The 14,975-nt window shown below is 60.6% G+C and carries 15 protein-coding genes; 7 read left to right on the top strand and 8 right to left on the bottom strand.

The window, feature by feature from the left end; all coding sequences use genetic code 11:
• Positions 1–134 precede the first annotated feature (134 nt).
• Together PST29_RS19240 and PST29_RS19235 are read right to left on the bottom strand one after the other, a co-directional pair.
• Positions 135–1,517, bottom strand: coding sequence for an ATP-binding protein (locus PST29_RS19240; RefSeq protein ID WP_060844090.1), 1,383 nt, complete (start codon positions 1,515–1,517; stop codon positions 135–137).
• Positions 1,514–2,176: a response regulator gene (locus tag PST29_RS19235; protein WP_060840095.1), complete on the bottom strand. Its 663-nt coding sequence runs from the start codon at positions 2,174–2,176 to the stop codon at positions 1,514–1,516. The genes PST29_RS19240 and PST29_RS19235 overlap by 4 nt, the downstream gene beginning before the upstream one ends.
• A 170-nt stretch (positions 2,177–2,346) precedes the next feature.
• Between PST29_RS19235 and PST29_RS19230 the strand changes: the two genes are divergently transcribed.
• From PST29_RS19230 to PST29_RS19210, 5 genes are read left to right on the top strand one after another with little or no spacing between them, the layout of a single operon-like run.
• Positions 2,347–2,613, top strand: a complete 267-nt coding sequence (locus PST29_RS19230) for a PepSY domain-containing protein (RefSeq protein WP_060840094.1) — start codon at positions 2,347–2,349, stop codon at positions 2,611–2,613.
• On the top strand, positions 2,613–3,158 hold the full coding sequence (locus PST29_RS19225) for a cytochrome b/b6 domain-containing protein (RefSeq protein WP_060844089.1): 546 nt from the start codon (positions 2,613–2,615) through the stop codon (positions 3,156–3,158). The genes PST29_RS19230 and PST29_RS19225 overlap by 1 nt, the downstream gene beginning before the upstream one ends.
• Before the next feature lie 43 nt (positions 3,159–3,201).
• Positions 3,202–4,497, top strand: a complete 1,296-nt coding sequence (locus PST29_RS19220; protein WP_060844088.1) for a sialidase family protein — start codon at positions 3,202–3,204, stop codon at positions 4,495–4,497.
• Positions 4,497–5,108 (top strand): hypothetical protein, encoded by a 612-nt coding sequence (locus PST29_RS19215; RefSeq protein ID WP_060844087.1) that lies wholly within the window; start codon positions 4,497–4,499, stop codon positions 5,106–5,108. The genes PST29_RS19220 and PST29_RS19215 overlap by 1 nt, the downstream gene beginning before the upstream one ends.
• A 49-nt stretch (positions 5,109–5,157) precedes the next feature.
• Positions 5,158–7,191, top strand: a complete 2,034-nt coding sequence (locus PST29_RS19210) for an LTA synthase family protein (protein ID WP_060844086.1) — start codon at positions 5,158–5,160, stop codon at positions 7,189–7,191.
• 131 nt (positions 7,192–7,322) lie between these two features.
• Here the strand turns inward: PST29_RS19210 and PST29_RS32275 are convergent, their stop codons facing one another.
• The 4 genes from PST29_RS32275 to PST29_RS19190 form a co-directional block, all read right to left on the bottom strand.
• The gene (locus PST29_RS32275) at positions 7,323–8,090 is read right to left on the bottom strand and encodes an HNH endonuclease (protein WP_173664417.1); all 768 of its coding nucleotides are present in this window, start codon (positions 8,088–8,090) and stop codon (positions 7,323–7,325) included.
• Between the two features lie 308 nt (positions 8,091–8,398).
• Positions 8,399–8,782 carry a DUF6124 family protein gene (locus PST29_RS19200; protein WP_060844085.1) on the bottom strand — a complete coding sequence of 128 codons (384 nt, stop codon included), beginning with the start codon at positions 8,780–8,782 and terminating at the stop codon, positions 8,399–8,401.
• Between the two features lie 443 nt (positions 8,783–9,225).
• Positions 9,226–11,100, bottom strand: coding sequence for a DUF2075 domain-containing protein (locus PST29_RS19195; RefSeq protein ID WP_060844084.1), 1,875 nt, complete (start codon positions 11,098–11,100; stop codon positions 9,226–9,228).
• A 24-nt stretch (positions 11,101–11,124) separates the two neighbouring features.
• The gene (locus PST29_RS19190; protein WP_060844083.1) at positions 11,125–11,508 is read right to left on the bottom strand and encodes a nucleotide pyrophosphohydrolase; all 384 of its coding nucleotides are present in this window, start codon (positions 11,506–11,508) and stop codon (positions 11,125–11,127) included.
• 350 nt (positions 11,509–11,858) lie between these two features.
• On the opposite strand from PST29_RS19190, the gene PST29_RS19185 reads away from it, so the two are divergent.
• Together PST29_RS19185 and PST29_RS19180 are read left to right on the top strand one after the other, a co-directional pair.
• Positions 11,859–12,827, top strand: coding sequence for a hypothetical protein (locus PST29_RS19185; RefSeq protein WP_060844082.1), 969 nt, complete (start codon positions 11,859–11,861; stop codon positions 12,825–12,827).
• Positions 12,827–13,531, top strand: a complete 705-nt coding sequence (locus PST29_RS19180) for a hypothetical protein (protein WP_060844081.1) — start codon at positions 12,827–12,829, stop codon at positions 13,529–13,531. The genes PST29_RS19185 and PST29_RS19180 overlap by 1 nt, the downstream gene beginning before the upstream one ends.
• Before the next feature lie 238 nt (positions 13,532–13,769).
• Here the strand turns inward: PST29_RS19180 and PST29_RS31145 are convergent, their stop codons facing one another.
• Together PST29_RS31145 and PST29_RS32455 are read right to left on the bottom strand one after the other, a co-directional pair.
• Positions 13,770–14,039: a PAAR domain-containing protein gene (locus tag PST29_RS31145; RefSeq protein ID WP_082729278.1), complete on the bottom strand. Its 270-nt coding sequence runs from the start codon at positions 14,037–14,039 to the stop codon at positions 13,770–13,772.
• Between the two features lie 32 nt (positions 14,040–14,071).
• The gene (locus tag PST29_RS32455) at positions 14,072–14,971 is read right to left on the bottom strand and encodes a hypothetical protein (RefSeq protein ID WP_232513176.1); all 900 of its coding nucleotides are present in this window, start codon (positions 14,969–14,971) and stop codon (positions 14,072–14,074) included.
• Between the last annotated feature and the right edge of the window lie 4 nt (positions 14,972–14,975).

The following is a 14,975-nucleotide window of genomic DNA, read 5'->3' as shown; positions in this document are numbered from 1 at the left end:
ATCGCCTTCGCTGGCAAGCCCGCTCTTACGAGGGATGGTGCCTGCCTGTGTAGGAGCTGGCTTGCCAGCGAAGACGCCCGCCAGACCACCCCCATTCCCGAGCGGCGCACAGAATAGTCCCTCTGCGCCGCCGACTAAAGCACCGGCCCCAGCCGCAACAACGCACACAACCCGCCCTCAGGCCGATTGCGCAATTCCAGACGGCCACCGATCTTGCTGACGATCATCTGCACAATCGCCAGCCCCAGCCCGGCGCCATGGGCGTTGCCCTGGCTGTAGAAGCGCTCCAGCAAACGCCCGCGATCCTTTTCGTCGATACCCGGTCCTGCGTCTTCCACACACAGATGCATCGCGCCATCGGCCTGGGGCCGCAGACCGACCCGCACCTCGCTGCCCGCGGGGGCGAAGTTCAGGGCGTTGGTCACCAGGTTCTGCAGGGCAATGGCCAGGGCCACCGGGTCGGTGTCGATCTGCCAACCCTCTTCGCCTTCCAGCACCAGTTCGACCTCTTTCTCCAGGGCCAGGGGCGTCAGTTCCGCCAGCTCTTCGCGCACCAGGGCGCTGAGATCGACCAGGCTCAGGCGCGGGCTGTTCAGCTGTGGCTCGATGCGCGCCATGGTCAGCAACTGGCTGGCGATGCGGGTGGCGCGGTCGACGCCGTTGACCAGAAAGTCCAGGGCCTCCCGGCGCTGTTCCGGGCTGCCGGCGCTCTGGGCGTTCTGCGCATGAATCCGCAGGATCGCCAGGGGCGTGCGCAGTTCATGGGCGGCGTCGGCGATAAAGCGCCGCTCGCGCTCCAGCAGGCTGTCGATCTGGGCCAGTAACTGGTTGAGGGCGGTCTGCATCGGTTCCAGGTCCTGGGGCAACGGCTTGAGCCCGAGCGGCTGCAAGGTGTCGCTGCTGCGCCCGCGAATGGCCCGGGCCATGGCCCGCAGCGGCGCCAGGCCCCAGCCGATGGTCAGCCAGATCAGCAGCGCCAGCAGCGGCACGCCGATCAGGGTCGGCCACAGGGTATGGCGCACGATGCGCTGGATCAGGTCCTGGCGAATGTCATCCCGTTCGCCCACCCAGATCAGCAGGCCCTGCTGCGGGTCGGCCAGGAGAAAGGCGCACCAGTCCTTGCCGTTTTCCAGGATGTCGTGGGCCCCCAGGGTGGTGGGCGGCGCGTCCAGCAGCGGGGCCTCGGCGGAGCGCATCAGCAACTGGCCGTCGTCGCGCCAGACCTGGAAGGTCAGGCGGGTTTCATAGGGGTGGGCGGCGCCGTCCACGCCGACCCGGCTCATGGCCTGGTCGAAGGCCTGGTGCAGGCGTTCCCAGTCCGCCGCGTCCGTCTGTTGAGCCGGGTCGCGCTGGCGCAGCACCCCTTGCAGCAGCCGCGCGCTCTGGGCCAGCTGGGCGTCGTAGACCTCTTCGATTTCATGGTGGCTGTCGCGCAGCACCAGCCAGCTGATCAGCAAATCCCCCAGCAGCACCAGGACCAGGACCGGCAGCAGAATCCGCGTGCGCACCGAGTTCATGGCTTGAGCTCCAGCACATAACCGACGCCGCGCACGGTGCGGATCAGCTCGCTGCAGAGCTTCTTGCGCAGGTTGTGGATCAGCACTTCCAGGGTGTTGCTCTCGACCCGGTCCTGCCAGCCGTACAGCGCCCGGGACAGGCGTTCGCGGGTCACCACCTTGCCCGGGCGCACCATCAGTTGGTGCAGCAACTGGTATTCCATGGGGGTGAGCACCACCTCGGCGTCCTGGTAGTGCACCTGCTGGTTGGCCGGGTCGAGGCAGATACCGGCGTGTTCCAGCAGCGGCTGGGCACGGCCCTGGCTGCGGCGCAGCAGGGCGCGGACCCGGGCCTTGAATTCCTCGACATCGAAGGGCTTGACCAGGTAGTCGTCGGCCCCGGCATCCAGCCCGGCGATGCGCTCGGCGGTGCCGTCGCGGGCGGTGAGAATCAGCACCGGCAGGTCCTGGCGGGCGGCGCGCAATTGCTGGAGCAATTCCAGGCCGTCGAGCCGCGGCAGGCCCAGGTCCAGCAGCAACAGGTCGAAGCTTTCCGTGCGCAGGGCATGCAGGGCGCTGGCGCCGTCCTGCAGCCAGTCCAGGGTATAGCCTTCGGCGCTCAGGGCCACGCGGATGCCCTGGCCGAGGGCACGATCATCTTCGACAAGCAGCAGGCGCATGGGGTGTTCTCGGTTGGGCGGGGGGCAGGGAAGGGGCGCATGATGACGCCGGCCAGGGGCTGCCGGCAGGGGTTTTAGGCGGGGAAAATGTTACCGCGCGTTGCCAACTAAGCTTTCACTAAGCTTGGTTTTGCACAGTGCAATCTCCCCCATTACCGGAGCGTTTCTCTATGCGCAAAGTCCTGCTGCTGTCCCTGGTTCTCGCCAGCCCCCTGGCCATCGCCGGCCCGCAATGCACCACCGCCGAACGCTCGCAATGGCAAGACCCGCAAGCCTTCCAGGACCAGCTCAAGGCCCAGGGCTACCAGATCAGCAAGTTCAAGGTCACCGACGGCAATTGCTACGAGATCTACGGCTTCGACAAGGACCAGCGCAAGGTCGAGATCTACCACGACCCGGTGACCGGCAAGGCGGTGAAGACCGAGATCAAAGGCTGATGCCGCACGCGTCCCTGCGGCTGTGGGACCCGCTGGTGCGACTGTTTCACCTGTCCATCGCCGGGGTCTTTATCGGCAACTACTTCTTCAATGAAGCCGGTGACGACTGGCACGTCTGGCTGGGCTACTACGCCATGGCCTGGCTGCTGTTGCGCACAGTCTGGGGATTTGTCGGGCCGCGCAGTGCGCGCTGGTCCGACTTCTGGCCGACCCGGGCCCGGCTGGCGCGGCATCTGCGCTCGCTGTGGGCCGGGCGCCCCGAGCACCGCCTGGGGCATTCACCCCTCGGGGCTTTGGTGATGCTGCTGATGCTGCTGGCCCTGGTGCTGATCGGCGTCAGCGGTTTCTTGATGGAGGAGGTCGATGCCCTGTGGGGCGCCGACTGGCCGCTGCAAGTGCACGAAACCAGCGCCGATGTGCTGCTGGGCCTGGTGCTGCTGCATGTGTGCGCGGCGATTTTTGAAAGCCTGCAGGTGCGCGACAACCTGCCGTTGTCGATGCTCACCGGCCGCCGCCGACCCTTGCCGGGTCCTGAGCGGCACTGACGTTTTCCCCTGTTCCCAACCGGCACTTGCCACGGGCCCCTTTATGCGTGCGCTGTCCTTTCGCCTGAGCTTCATCTGCAGCAGCCTGCTCTTGGCCGCCGTCTTTATCGCCGCCTGGCGCAGCCATCCGCCTCATCAACTGGCGCCGTTCGCCCAGGCGGCCGTGAACAGCGACGCGGCCACGGCCAGCAGCACGCCGCAATACACCAGCCGCTTCGTTTCCTCGGACCTGGATGACTTCGTGCATTCGTCCTCGGTGACCGCCTTGCCCGGCGGCGACCTGATGGCCGTGTGGTTCGCCGGCTCCCGGGAAGGCGCCGCCGATGTGCAAGTGCGCAGCGCACGCTTTGACGCCAAGGCTGGCGAGTGGGGTGCCGAGCAGGTGCTGGCCACCCGCGAATCGACCCGTGACGGCACCGGGCGCTACATCCGCAAGCTCGGCAACCCGGTGATCGCCCTGGGCCCGGATCAGCGCCTGTGGATGTTCTACGTTTCGGTGTCGGTGGGCGGTTGGGCCACCAGCGCCATCAACCTGATGGTTTCCGACGACCTGGGGCGCAGCTGGTCGGCGCCGCGGCAGCTGGTGACCTCGCCGTTCTTCAACATCAGCACCCTGGTGCGCGCCGCGCCGGTGTTCCATGCCGACGGCGCCATCGGCCTGCCGGTGTACCACGAGTTCATGGGCAAGTTCGCCGAGTACCTGTACCTGAGCGCCGACGGCGCGGTGATCGACAAATTCCGCATCAGCCGTGGCAAGCACTCCCTGCAACCGACCATCGTGCCCCTGGACGAACGCCGCGCCGTGGCCATGCTGCGCTACGCCGGCGACACCCACCACAAGGTCCTGGCCAGCCGCACCGAAGACGCCGGGCAGACCTGGAGCGAGCCCTATCCGCTGCAACCGTCCAACCCCAACTCGTCCCTGGCGGCAGTGGGCACCGACGACCAGGGCCTGTTGGTGGCCCTCAACGACCTGCAGGACGGACGCTTCAGACTCAGCCTGTACGGTACCGATGCCGGCCTCAGCCAATGGCGCCCGCTGGTGGAGCTGGACCAGTCCCCCGACCCTTTGGGCCAGCCGTTTTCCCACGAGGCCTACAAGGACATCATCGGTGAAGGCTTCCGCGCCTCCAGCGGCGCCCGGCGCCTGCCCCTGGAACAGCGCTTCTTGAGCAACCTCGACTATCGGGTGTGCAAGCCCCAGGGCTGCGACTTCGAGTACGAATACCCCTACTTCAGTCGCGGGTCGGACGGCCTGTACCACCTGGTCTATTCCTGGAACAACACCTTTATCAAGCACGTCAGCTTCAACGCGGCGTGGCTGGCGGAGCGCCTGTGATGCTGTCCCTGTGGCAAGCCCACCTGAGTTTTATCCTCCTGGGTTTCGTGCTGCTTGGCAGCTTGCGCCTGACCGCGCCCTGGCGGTCCTGGCTGCTGCCCGTGCTGGCCCTGGTCAGCTTCATCCCACTGAACCAACTGCCGCTGGCGGCCTATGTGCGCAGCTTCACCGATGATCTGGCCATCAGCACCCTGGTGCTGCTGGGCTGGGTCAGCCTGCGGCACTTGGGGGTGATTGCGCCCTTGCAGGCCAAACACCGGGCGCAGGTCCTGCTGCTGTTTATCGGCCTGACCCTGAGCCTGTACCCCGCAACCCTGGGCCTGACCTACCTCGATCCCTACCGCTGGGGCTACAACCCACGGCCGATGATCGTGCTGATGGGCCTGGCGGCGCTGGTGCTGCTGTGGCAGCGCAACCTGTTGGGGGTACTGATGCTGGCGGCCGGGACCCTGGCCTTCGCCCTGCGTCTCAAGCCTTCGGAAAACTACTGGGACTACCTGCTGGACCCGCTGCTGGCGGGCTACTGCCTGATCGCCGGCAGCGGCGGGCTGCTGCTGTGGCTGTGGCGCCGCGTCAACCCGCGCAGACGCGGGCAGCCCCTTGCCGGGTAAACCAACCGGCCGCGCCGCGGCCTTCGACAACACCACACAGAGGTCAATGATGGGCGGGTTGCAATCACGCCGCCTGCGCTACGGCGTGGGCGCAATCGGGCTGGTATTCGGCTTGCTGGCACTGCTGCGGCTGCTGTTCGCCGTGGGGTTTTCCGGGGTGGACCTGAGCGCCGCCGACCAGCGCGAGGCCATCCTCCAGACCCTCGGTATCGGCCTGCGCTTCGACCTGCGCCTGACCCTGCTGCTACTGCTGCCCCTGGCCCTGTTGGCCTGGCTGCCGCGCTGGAACCTGCTGCGCCTGCCGGCCCTGCGCTGGCTGGCCCGGGCCTACCTGCTGCTGGTGCTGGGCGGGGTAGGGCTGCTGTACATCATCGACTTCGGCCACTACGCCTACCTCGGCGTACGCATCAACGCCACCGTGCTGCGCTACCTGGACGACGCACAGATCTCCCGGCAAATGCTCTGGGAAAGCTACCCGGTGCTGTGGATCGTCCTCGCCTGGGGCAGCGCCCTGACCCTGTGCTGCTACGCCTTGCTGCGCCTGGAACGCCTGACCCTCGACCGCCCGGCGCAACCCCTGGGCCGCTGGTCCCTGGCCAGCGTCAGCGCCCTGGGCATCGCCGCCGTGTTCCTCGCCCTGCTGGGCCGGGTGGAAAACCTCAACCTGGAAAACCCCGTGCCCCTGCGCTGGAGCGATGCCTACTTCTCCGGCAACAGCCAGATCGCCGCCCTGGGCCTGAACCCCGTGCTGTTCTTCTACGACACCCTCAAGGCCGGCCAGGCCCAGTACGACGAAGCCCAAGTGCGCCAACACTACCCGGCCCTGGCCCGCTACCTCGGCGTCGACCACCCGGACCCACAGCGCCTGAACTTCACCCGCCAACAAGGCGTGCAGCCGTACCGCATCGACCGCCCCCGGCCGCCCAACGTCATCTTCGTCATGCTCGAATCCCTCGGCACCAGCGCCGTGGGCGCCTACGGCAACCCGCTCAACCCCACCCCCAACCTCGACCGCCTGGCCCGCCAGAGCTGGTTCTTCAAACACTTCTACGTCCCGGTCACCGGCACCGCCAAGACCGTGTGGGCCAGCATCACCGGCGTGCCCGACGTCACCCGCCAAGAGACCGCCACCCGCCAGCCCCTGATCACTCGCCAACACAGCCTGATCAACGCCTTCAGCGACTACCACAAGCTCTACCTGATCGGCGGCAACGCCGGCTGGGCCAACATCAACGGCCTGATCCGCCAGAGCATCGACAACGTGCGCCTGTACGACGAAAGCCACTGGCAATCGCCTCAGGTGGACGTCTGGGGCATCTCCGACCTCGACCTGTTCAAGGAAAGCGACCGCCTGCTGCGTGCCATCCCCCAGGACCAACCCTTCTTCGCCTACCTGCAAACCTCCGGCAACCACCGCCCGTTTACCATTCCCAAGGACAACGACGGCTTCCAGGCTCAGGACCTGCCCCTGGAACGAGTCCAGGCCGCCGGTTCCCGGAGCCTTGCGCAATACAACGCCGTGCGCCTATTGGACTTCAACATCGGCCGGCTAATGGAGATCGCCAAGGCGGGGGGCTACTACGACAACACGATTTTCGTGTTCTTCGGCGACCACAACACCCGTATCAGCCAGATCCCCCACATGGCCCCCGCGTTTGAACAGCTAGGGCTGGAAAGCAACAACGTACCGCTGCTGATTCATGCCCCGGGGATGCTGCAGCCCAGAGTGATCGAAGAAGCCGTCGGCCTCGCCGACCTGCTGCCCACCGTGGCCGGCATGGCCGGGATGCCCTTCACCAATGGCGCCATGGGGCGGGATATTCAGCAGCCAGCGCCGGAGGGGGAGCGGGTGGTGCCGCTGGTATTGAGGGAAGGGACCTTTCCGGTGATTGGCGGCGTGACCAAGGACTTTTTGTTGCAGATGCAGCACGACGGCAGTGGCGCGACCTTGCATGACCTAGCGTCAAACACACCGCGAGAGGATGTGGCACAGGAGCATCCGCAGGAGTTTGAGAGGTTGCTGGAGTTGACCCGGGGGATGCATGAGGGTGCGCGGTTGATGTTGTATCGCAACGTTCGCTGACACCGCTTTGTCATCGGTTGACGCCGGCCCGTGTAGGAGCTAGCTTGCCAGCGAAGGCGGCCGAAAGATCGCCGCCAAACCTTTTAACCAGCCACTCTGACTCCCTAAACCAGGGAGTCACAACATCACATTTACGTCTGCTTCAGATTGGCCTGATACCGCTCCTTCACTTCAGCCACGCTCAGCCACTTGCGTTGCGAATGCACCACCCGATGGCAATTGGCACACAACAACGCCAAATCAGCGAGCTTAGTTTTGTCACCCGGCTGGAGCGTGTGCAGAGGTTTAGTGTGGTGGACGTCAATCACTCCCTCCACATCTGCACCATAGGTTTGGCTGAAGTTAAAACCACACGCCTCACACTGAAGCGCCCCATGTTGCTTCAGCGCCTCTTCCTTTTTGCGCTTAACGATTTTCTTGTCTCTTTCCCGTACCCGATGCACCCGAGTGAGCACTTTGCCTTCCTCTGCTTCGAAGAAGCCCGGGTCATCCGCTGCACTTAAATCGATAGGGCTAGCTGGAATCGTCTGAACATTGGCATTGATCGCCGCCACAACCTCAGCAAGACGCTCCGGGTCATTGGCAAATTCCAGCCACACCAACTGCTCATCCTTATTGCCTTTCGCAAGCCCCGTACGGCCGTTATTGGTGTAGCTCGGGTCCCAACGACGGAAGTTATTGAGCTTCATGCACACACCGTTGGCATTGCGAAAACTCTGGTTCTTGCTCACTCCGGTGGCATTACCAATGAGATTGAGAGCCTGTGATAACGCCAAAACATCCGGATGATTCACACCGGGTAAACCGTTGCGGTGAAGGAGATACAGGTTTAGGGCAAGAACGAGCTCGTCGCGGCTCCAAGCAGGGTTGGATTGATTGCTGATAGGTGCAGAGGTCATGCGGGGGGCTATCCGTAGGTTTCCCGATTCGCTGTACGAAACAGCGTAAGAGGCCGTAAGGATATTCTTTTCCCAACTGGTTTGGGAGTTCAGTAGTGAGTAGGAAAGGGGGCGTAGTAGGGGAGGGATGCGTTGCCTCTCACCACGTGGCTATGACCGTGGCGGGGCAGTGAGAGTGTTTGAGCAATATCGAAGGGCTACTGCATCTCTAGGAGTTGGGCTTTCCAGCGAAAGCGGCCTAACAGAAACGGGGCAAATCATTCTTCACCCCGCTTCCATATTTTTCGGACTTCTGAGTATCTAGTCGATTACCGAGGGGGCACCGGTCTATTGGCATCCAGCAACGAATCCACCACCGCTCTCGCCATCTCCACCGAATGGATCATTGACCAAATCAAACCACGTTCCACACCGCTGGCGCGCTCGGTGATTTCATCGCTGACCTGTACCGCACAGTCCAGCAGCAACGACACATGCACCAAGGCTTCTTCGGCATTGATGCCGGGGCGGACACTGAACATGGATTGATGACCTACGGACATAGGTACGGTGTCTTTCAGGTTATTGAGGATCGAGGTTTCAGCGCTATGCGCCGCCAAGGCCAAGCGAATGCGCTGGGTGTCGATATCGTGTTCGGGGGTTCTGAATTGCCCAGGCAAGGACAGGGGCGGATCGGGAACGAGCTTTTTCATGGTGCATCTCCAATGTGAATGGAGCTGCCAGCGATCGCTGCTAAACGAAGGAGTGGCAGCTGTACGCAGGTTAGCAGACCGGTCACATTGGAAACCGGCGCACCCGAAGGTGCCCTGCGCACAGCCACCATAAAAAGCAGAAGAAAAACTCTGCCTACAGGTGACGTCGATGCGCCCAATGTGATGAATCGAGCTGCTAAACCCGATCACTGATATGCAGTGATGAACCGAGCCTAGCCAGCCGAAGTATCAGGCGCAAGCGGGTTGGATTCTCTAGGAAAAGTCGCTCAATAGAAAGGGACTAGCCTTACAAGGAGTTGTGAACTGAGTAGGGAATATGGCACCTGAAGGGTAGAGATGAAGGTGGTTAGTCTTCGTTAGCCGTCCAGTGATGGCAGGATTGAGTACGCCATCACTGGTAGAGGAAACGTAACTAATGGCACCTACAAAGCTGACTCGCCTTCTGCCAGTCGGTTGGCAAAATATTGCGCCGTCTCTGGGTCGGTACAGTACAAGTAGCAGCCCTTCATTCCTCTGGTCATCAAGGTCCGGTAGGTGTTCTTGATGATGAGATCAGTCTCTTGCTGTGCGAAGTCGGGTTGTTCCTTCATCAGCCTTTTCCAGCCACGAATTGTCTTGTCGTATTTGTCTCGCGCTTTGGGGGATGTCACTACCTTTCCATCGCGCACGATCAAATCTGGCCCGATGATCACGCCGATATAATCCACCTCTAACCCTTGGCAGGTGTGAATACAGCCGACCTGATCCACGGATTTATCCGCGATGATCCACAGACTGCCGTCTTGATCCAGGTTCCATTGGCGGGCGTAGTGTTCACCGATTTCAATGTCTTTGGCTTTAGGGTCTTTCTTGCTGCTCCATGGCCAGCAGTAACCTGCGACGACACGCGCCTTGTTTCCGTGGTTCTTTTGTTCGATTGCCTCATGCATTGCTTGTGGCGAGTCGAACACTTTGAACTCGTACTCACTGGCATCGAGTATTGGGTTCGCGGTTTTGCGAATGCCCAGCACGTCATCTAGCCATGCCAAGTAACCATCGGAGCCACTGCAACGGAACTGGGAAGACAAGGTGTATTCCTCCACCGTTGCCCCTCGGGCCTCAGCAAACTCTCGGATTGCTTGTTTGCTGCCAATATCCTTAAGGGTTACGCGTTGATCCTCGTCGATAAAAAACACTGAGCATTTAGCGGATCCAATTAGTTCTTTGATCTGGTTTTCACCCTCGTTGCCATAAAAGCCGCTTTTCTCATTCAGCCTGTGGGCTTCATCAATGATCAGCGCGTCGTAAAAGTCAGGCTTGATCTCGGTATAGGCCCCCGAGCCGGAGAAAAGACTGGAGAACTTGGTGGGCTTGACAGTGCCAACCAGTTTCTTCTCATACACGGCACGTGGGGCGGCATTTTTTGAGACATACCTACTCATCAGCCGTAAGGCCGTGAGCCTAACCAACAGATTGATGGCCACTACTGTCTTTCCAGTACCTGGGCCACCTTCAATGATCAGCACCTTTGGAGCATCGGCAGAGGCCTCTGCGACTGCTTCAAGTACCGACTCGAAGACGGTCTTTTGATCATCAATCAAAACGAACTCAGGCTTGCCCTCCATCAGCCCGCTCAGTGCTTCAGCCAACGCTTTGGAGGGGCGGCTCTTACCGCTAGAAAGCTCGTAAAGAACGTCTTGGTTGTCGCCGTAATAGATGTGCTGTTTGAGGAAACTTCTCAGTTTCGTCAACTCGTCAGGACCTTTTAGGAACAAAGGCGCCTTGCTGGTATAGGCGTCGTAGTGAGCCGAGTTGATAACACCATCGCTGACATAGTTATGCAGGTAAGCGCATGGGTGGACTTTGATGCCTTGGTCATAGACGGCTTCATTGAAGCCTTCCAGCAAAGTGGCGTAAGACCACACCTGATAGGAAGGATGAATGGTTTCAACATGACTGCCACCCAGCGCGGTTTTTACGACCGCATCTTTACTGGTGGCGCTGGCTTTGCTCCATTGCTTCAGTTCCACCAACACGGCATTTTTACCCTGGTTCTGGTCGTGGCCTGTCAGCAAGAAATCGATACGTTTCATGGATTGCGGAATATGTAGCTCAATGGCCACTCCGGCATCCTCCGGCAGATCCTTATCCCGTAGAACCTTGGCCATGTAAGTGAGCGATCCCTGCCAAGATCGGATCTCTGAAGCCGCCACTTTCTTGCCAGTGGCCTCTTTAAAGTGCTTGAGGATCACCTCTTCAATATCGTCGTTGTCGCAAACATCGAGGAATTGTTGTTTGGTCGCCGAGTAAACGATCACAAGTGGTCCTTAGAGCCCAAGGGGTCAGAGTTGGTCGTACTTCTTGCTGGTGCTTTTAGCTTTGTCGACGGGGTACTTTTGGCCGTTCAACGCGAGTTTGTTTGTCACCGCCTCGTTCAGATCGACGCCCAGTACCGTGCTTAGTCGCACGAGGTACATGAGTACGTCGGCCAATTCATCTTTCACGGCTTGAGCGGTTTCTGGACGTTTGGCTGCGTCCTTGGCGTCGGCTTCGCTCATCCACTGGAAAATTTCGCAGAGTTCACCGGTTTCCCCGGTGAGGGCTAGGAGCAGGTTTTTGGGGGAGTGGAACTGCTGCCAGTCGCGATCGTCTGCGAAGCGCTGTAGAGCAGTTGCTAGGCGATGGGTGTCGATTAGTGTTTCAGTGGTGGCAACTACAGTGCTCACAATCTTGCCTCGTAGTTTGACTACAGCTGGCGCGACTGAGAGCTGTGTCAGAAATGGGAAGGCAGATTGTAAGAGATTTCGACTTTTGAGTAAGGTTTTTTGCCGGTACTCGTTGAATTACGGCTCGGAGCTTATTTCGCGTCCAAAACGCATCCGTTTTCTTTTAAAACAATCAAAACCAAATTGAACAGTATTGTTAGATGATGTTGGCTAAAAATGATTGTGCTGTCTGAATACAGCGCTATCTAACCTGTAAAGGTTTTAGCAGCGTGAAAACCAACCCACTCCGGTGCTAACGTCCTAACCTTTGCTATCCTGCGCCCCTTTTCCCCACCGCAAGGAACGCAGGCATGACCCAGCCCATTGGCAGCAGTCCACAAACAAGGGCTGGCCAACAGCGTCACCTGCCACACCTCCTGTTTCGTCTGACCTCAGCACTCCTGCTCGGCCTCGGGCTCATCACCCCAACCGCCCAAGCCAACCCCACCACCACTTACCGCGGCACCCTCGGCGACACCCCGGTTGAACTGGCGCTCACCTACGACTCCCAATACGGCGGCGGTATGTCCGGCTATTGGTTCTCCGAATCCGAGCGCCTGCCCATGGCGTTGGAGTCCACGCCTTTCCATCCCGGCTCTGGGCTCTTGATCAACATCATGGACAACCCGACCCTGCCGGCGACGGCGGTGTCGTTGCAGCCGTTCGCCGAGGGGGCGGAGGCGCTGCAGGGCAGTCTGGTGGATTTGCGCACGGGCACGCAGCAGCCGTTGCAGTTGCAGCGGGTGATGCGTTTTGGCGGCAGTCAGCGGGAGGCGTTTGAGGGGGAGTTGCTGCAGCCGGTGTTCGATCGGGATTTCTATTTCAGTGTGCATGCCGCGCGCAAGGCTGGGGAGGAGGTGGCGCAGGTAGACAGTATCCGGGTGATCAGCCGGGCCACCGGTAAGCGGGTGCAGGAGATTGGCGGGCAGTGGTGTCTGTCGTCCGTGGGCACCAGGACGCTGACCTTCGGGCATTTTCATGACGAGGCGCGGATGGACTTTCAGGTCCAGGGCTATCGTGTGGGGGAGACGGATGGCCGGGTGTGGTGCTCGCCCACGCAGTATTACCTGTACAACCGGGATCTGCGGACCTATCGGCGCCATCCGCAGTTGGAGCAGTTCGCGGCGGACGGTGATCTGCGCTTTTCCCCCAGTGGGCAGATGGAGTTCAGCAAGCAGGACTTCATCAATTACGACCAGCGCACTCGGCGTTGGGATTATTACCGGGTGATCACCCCTGAGCGTTTGGAATATCTGTCGTCGGGCGAGGAGCGTTTCTGATGCGTGGGTTTGATTTTGCTCGGGGGCTGGTGGTGCTGGTGTTGGCGCTGTGGCTGTTGCCGGCGCAGGCGTCCCACGGGGTGTATGAGGGGACCTTGGGCAAGCAGGCGATTGTCTTGACCCTGGGTAGCCAGAATGCGGTCTACCAGGGCACCTATGCCTATCAGCGCTATCGCACGCCGATCCGCCTCAAGCCGACCTTCAGCTACAGCAACAAGACGCTGGCCATGGATGAGCTGGACGAGCAGGGCTTGCCGGTGGCGCGTCTGCAGTTCAATGACTTGCTGAACTCCCGCCAACAGGAGCAGGTGCGCGGCACCTGGACCAGTTATCGCACGGGCAAGTCCTTGCCCATTGCGCTGAAGCTGGTGGGGCTGGTGGATTCGGATCGCTCGTGGCCGCAGCCGGTCACCACGCTGTTGCAGAGTGCTTCCACTAAACGCTGGTATTTCCAGGTGCCGATGCCGGGCAATGATCAGCGGATCACGACGGTGGAGGTGATGGACAAGGCCACCGGCAAGTTGCTGCAGAGCCTCGCTGTTGCAGCGCCGGGGTGTCGCAACCTGGGGGTGGATACCTTGCAGGTGCAGGCTGAGGGGGAGCAGCTGCGGATTGGCTTTCAGGACTGCAAGTTGCCGGGGTTTGCGTGGAATGCGGGCAGTGGGCGTTTTGAGCCGTGGACGGGCGCTGAAGCGACCAAGTAACCGATCAAGTAAGCGACCATGTTGGGGGGCTGGCTCAGGCGTTCAGTGGCGAGATTGCCAGCGACCTAAAGGGGCTTGCGCGATATCGGTACTTCGGCGTGCTAGCCGGTCGGGCCACTCACGAACATGGAACAACGTGTTGCCCAGGTTCTTCGGTGGGCATTGTCACCCTGGCACGCAACACCAACCCGTGTGTTCAACGGCGTAAACGGGGTGGCGCCTAGCTCGTCCCCTAGGGTCAGGCCTTGGCGTACTGGCCTGTGCAAGACGAGCTGACGCTGCAACCACAAGCCAGTGTCGCGGGTTCAAATACCATCGGTCTTCCGTTGTGAATTGCGCTGCCGTCACCACCGGAAACCAGGGCATAGCTACCTAAATGGGTCGGGCAGCTCGCTTTATCGCCGAGCAGGCATTGGGCAATACCATTGACCGGAATGCCACTGGCTTCAATCATGCTCCCGCCGCCTGAGTGATTGTCGCCTAAGCGGATTGCACCTCTTGCGGACATGCTTATCTCCTTTCTATCGATTGACTCATGGCTCACAGCCCATGCGGCAAAACCTGCGGATCACGCTGACGTACAACGGCCAGAAACTGCTCCAGCAACTCGTCGCGCTCAGTGACGGCCCCTGGCAGGCAAGTGATTGCGGCGTAGGGTGTCTTCATCAAGGGATGATCGATTTCCTTGGGGTTAGGCAGGCCAAGTAGGTCACGCAGACGCAAGACAGCCAGGATTTCGGTGGGGTGTACAGCTTCGAACTCAGAGCCAAACTCAAAATTCCCGCTATCCAACTCGCGCTCGGTCAATGCAATACGCTCCACGTGAGTATCGCAAGCCAGCAGCAGTGCAGGTAGCAGCACATCGGGGTCGGGGGTGCGCCAGTTAGCGACCAGTTGGCCCCAGGCCAAGTCGCGGGGTAGGGCGTGTTTTTCCAGATCGAGGGGTTGGTCCAGCCAGTCGCCGATGATGCTCAGGCCGAAGGCGGAGTAGCGTAAGGTGGTGCCTAGGGGCAGTTTATGGCCGTCATGAATGCCATATCCCTCCTCAATACCGCCAAACACTGCTTCATGGAATGGCATCACAAGCTCGGGGCGCCCTGTTGCAATAGCCCCTAGCATCAAGCGTGTGGCGCTATCCAAGTTTCCACTGGTCTCTAGCTTAGAGACTTTCACGCTGTTTATATCAATCACTTCCGCATAGATCATGCGTGCAAAACCGTAGGCCATATGTCGGTTTGCTAGTGCCCATTGCCCCGTACCAGCAACCAATAGGCTTTTTTGGACCTCTTGCATACCTAACGCGAAGACCCCGAAAATGCCATCAACAGCAGCCCTAATATCACCCTGGCCTTCCAGGTAATCCTCAAAATCAGTAGTCGGAAAAGAACTTCCTGATGCCCATTCATTTATTCCACGCAGACTTTTTTCTAGTCTGTTCATAGTG

Source organism: Pseudomonas sp. St29, assembly GCF_001547915.1.
GTDB lineage: Bacteria > Pseudomonadota > Gammaproteobacteria > Pseudomonadales > Pseudomonadaceae > Aquipseudomonas.
The sequence above is the reverse complement of the archived record's forward strand: the minus strand, read 5'-3'. Positions and strand labels throughout refer to the sequence as shown.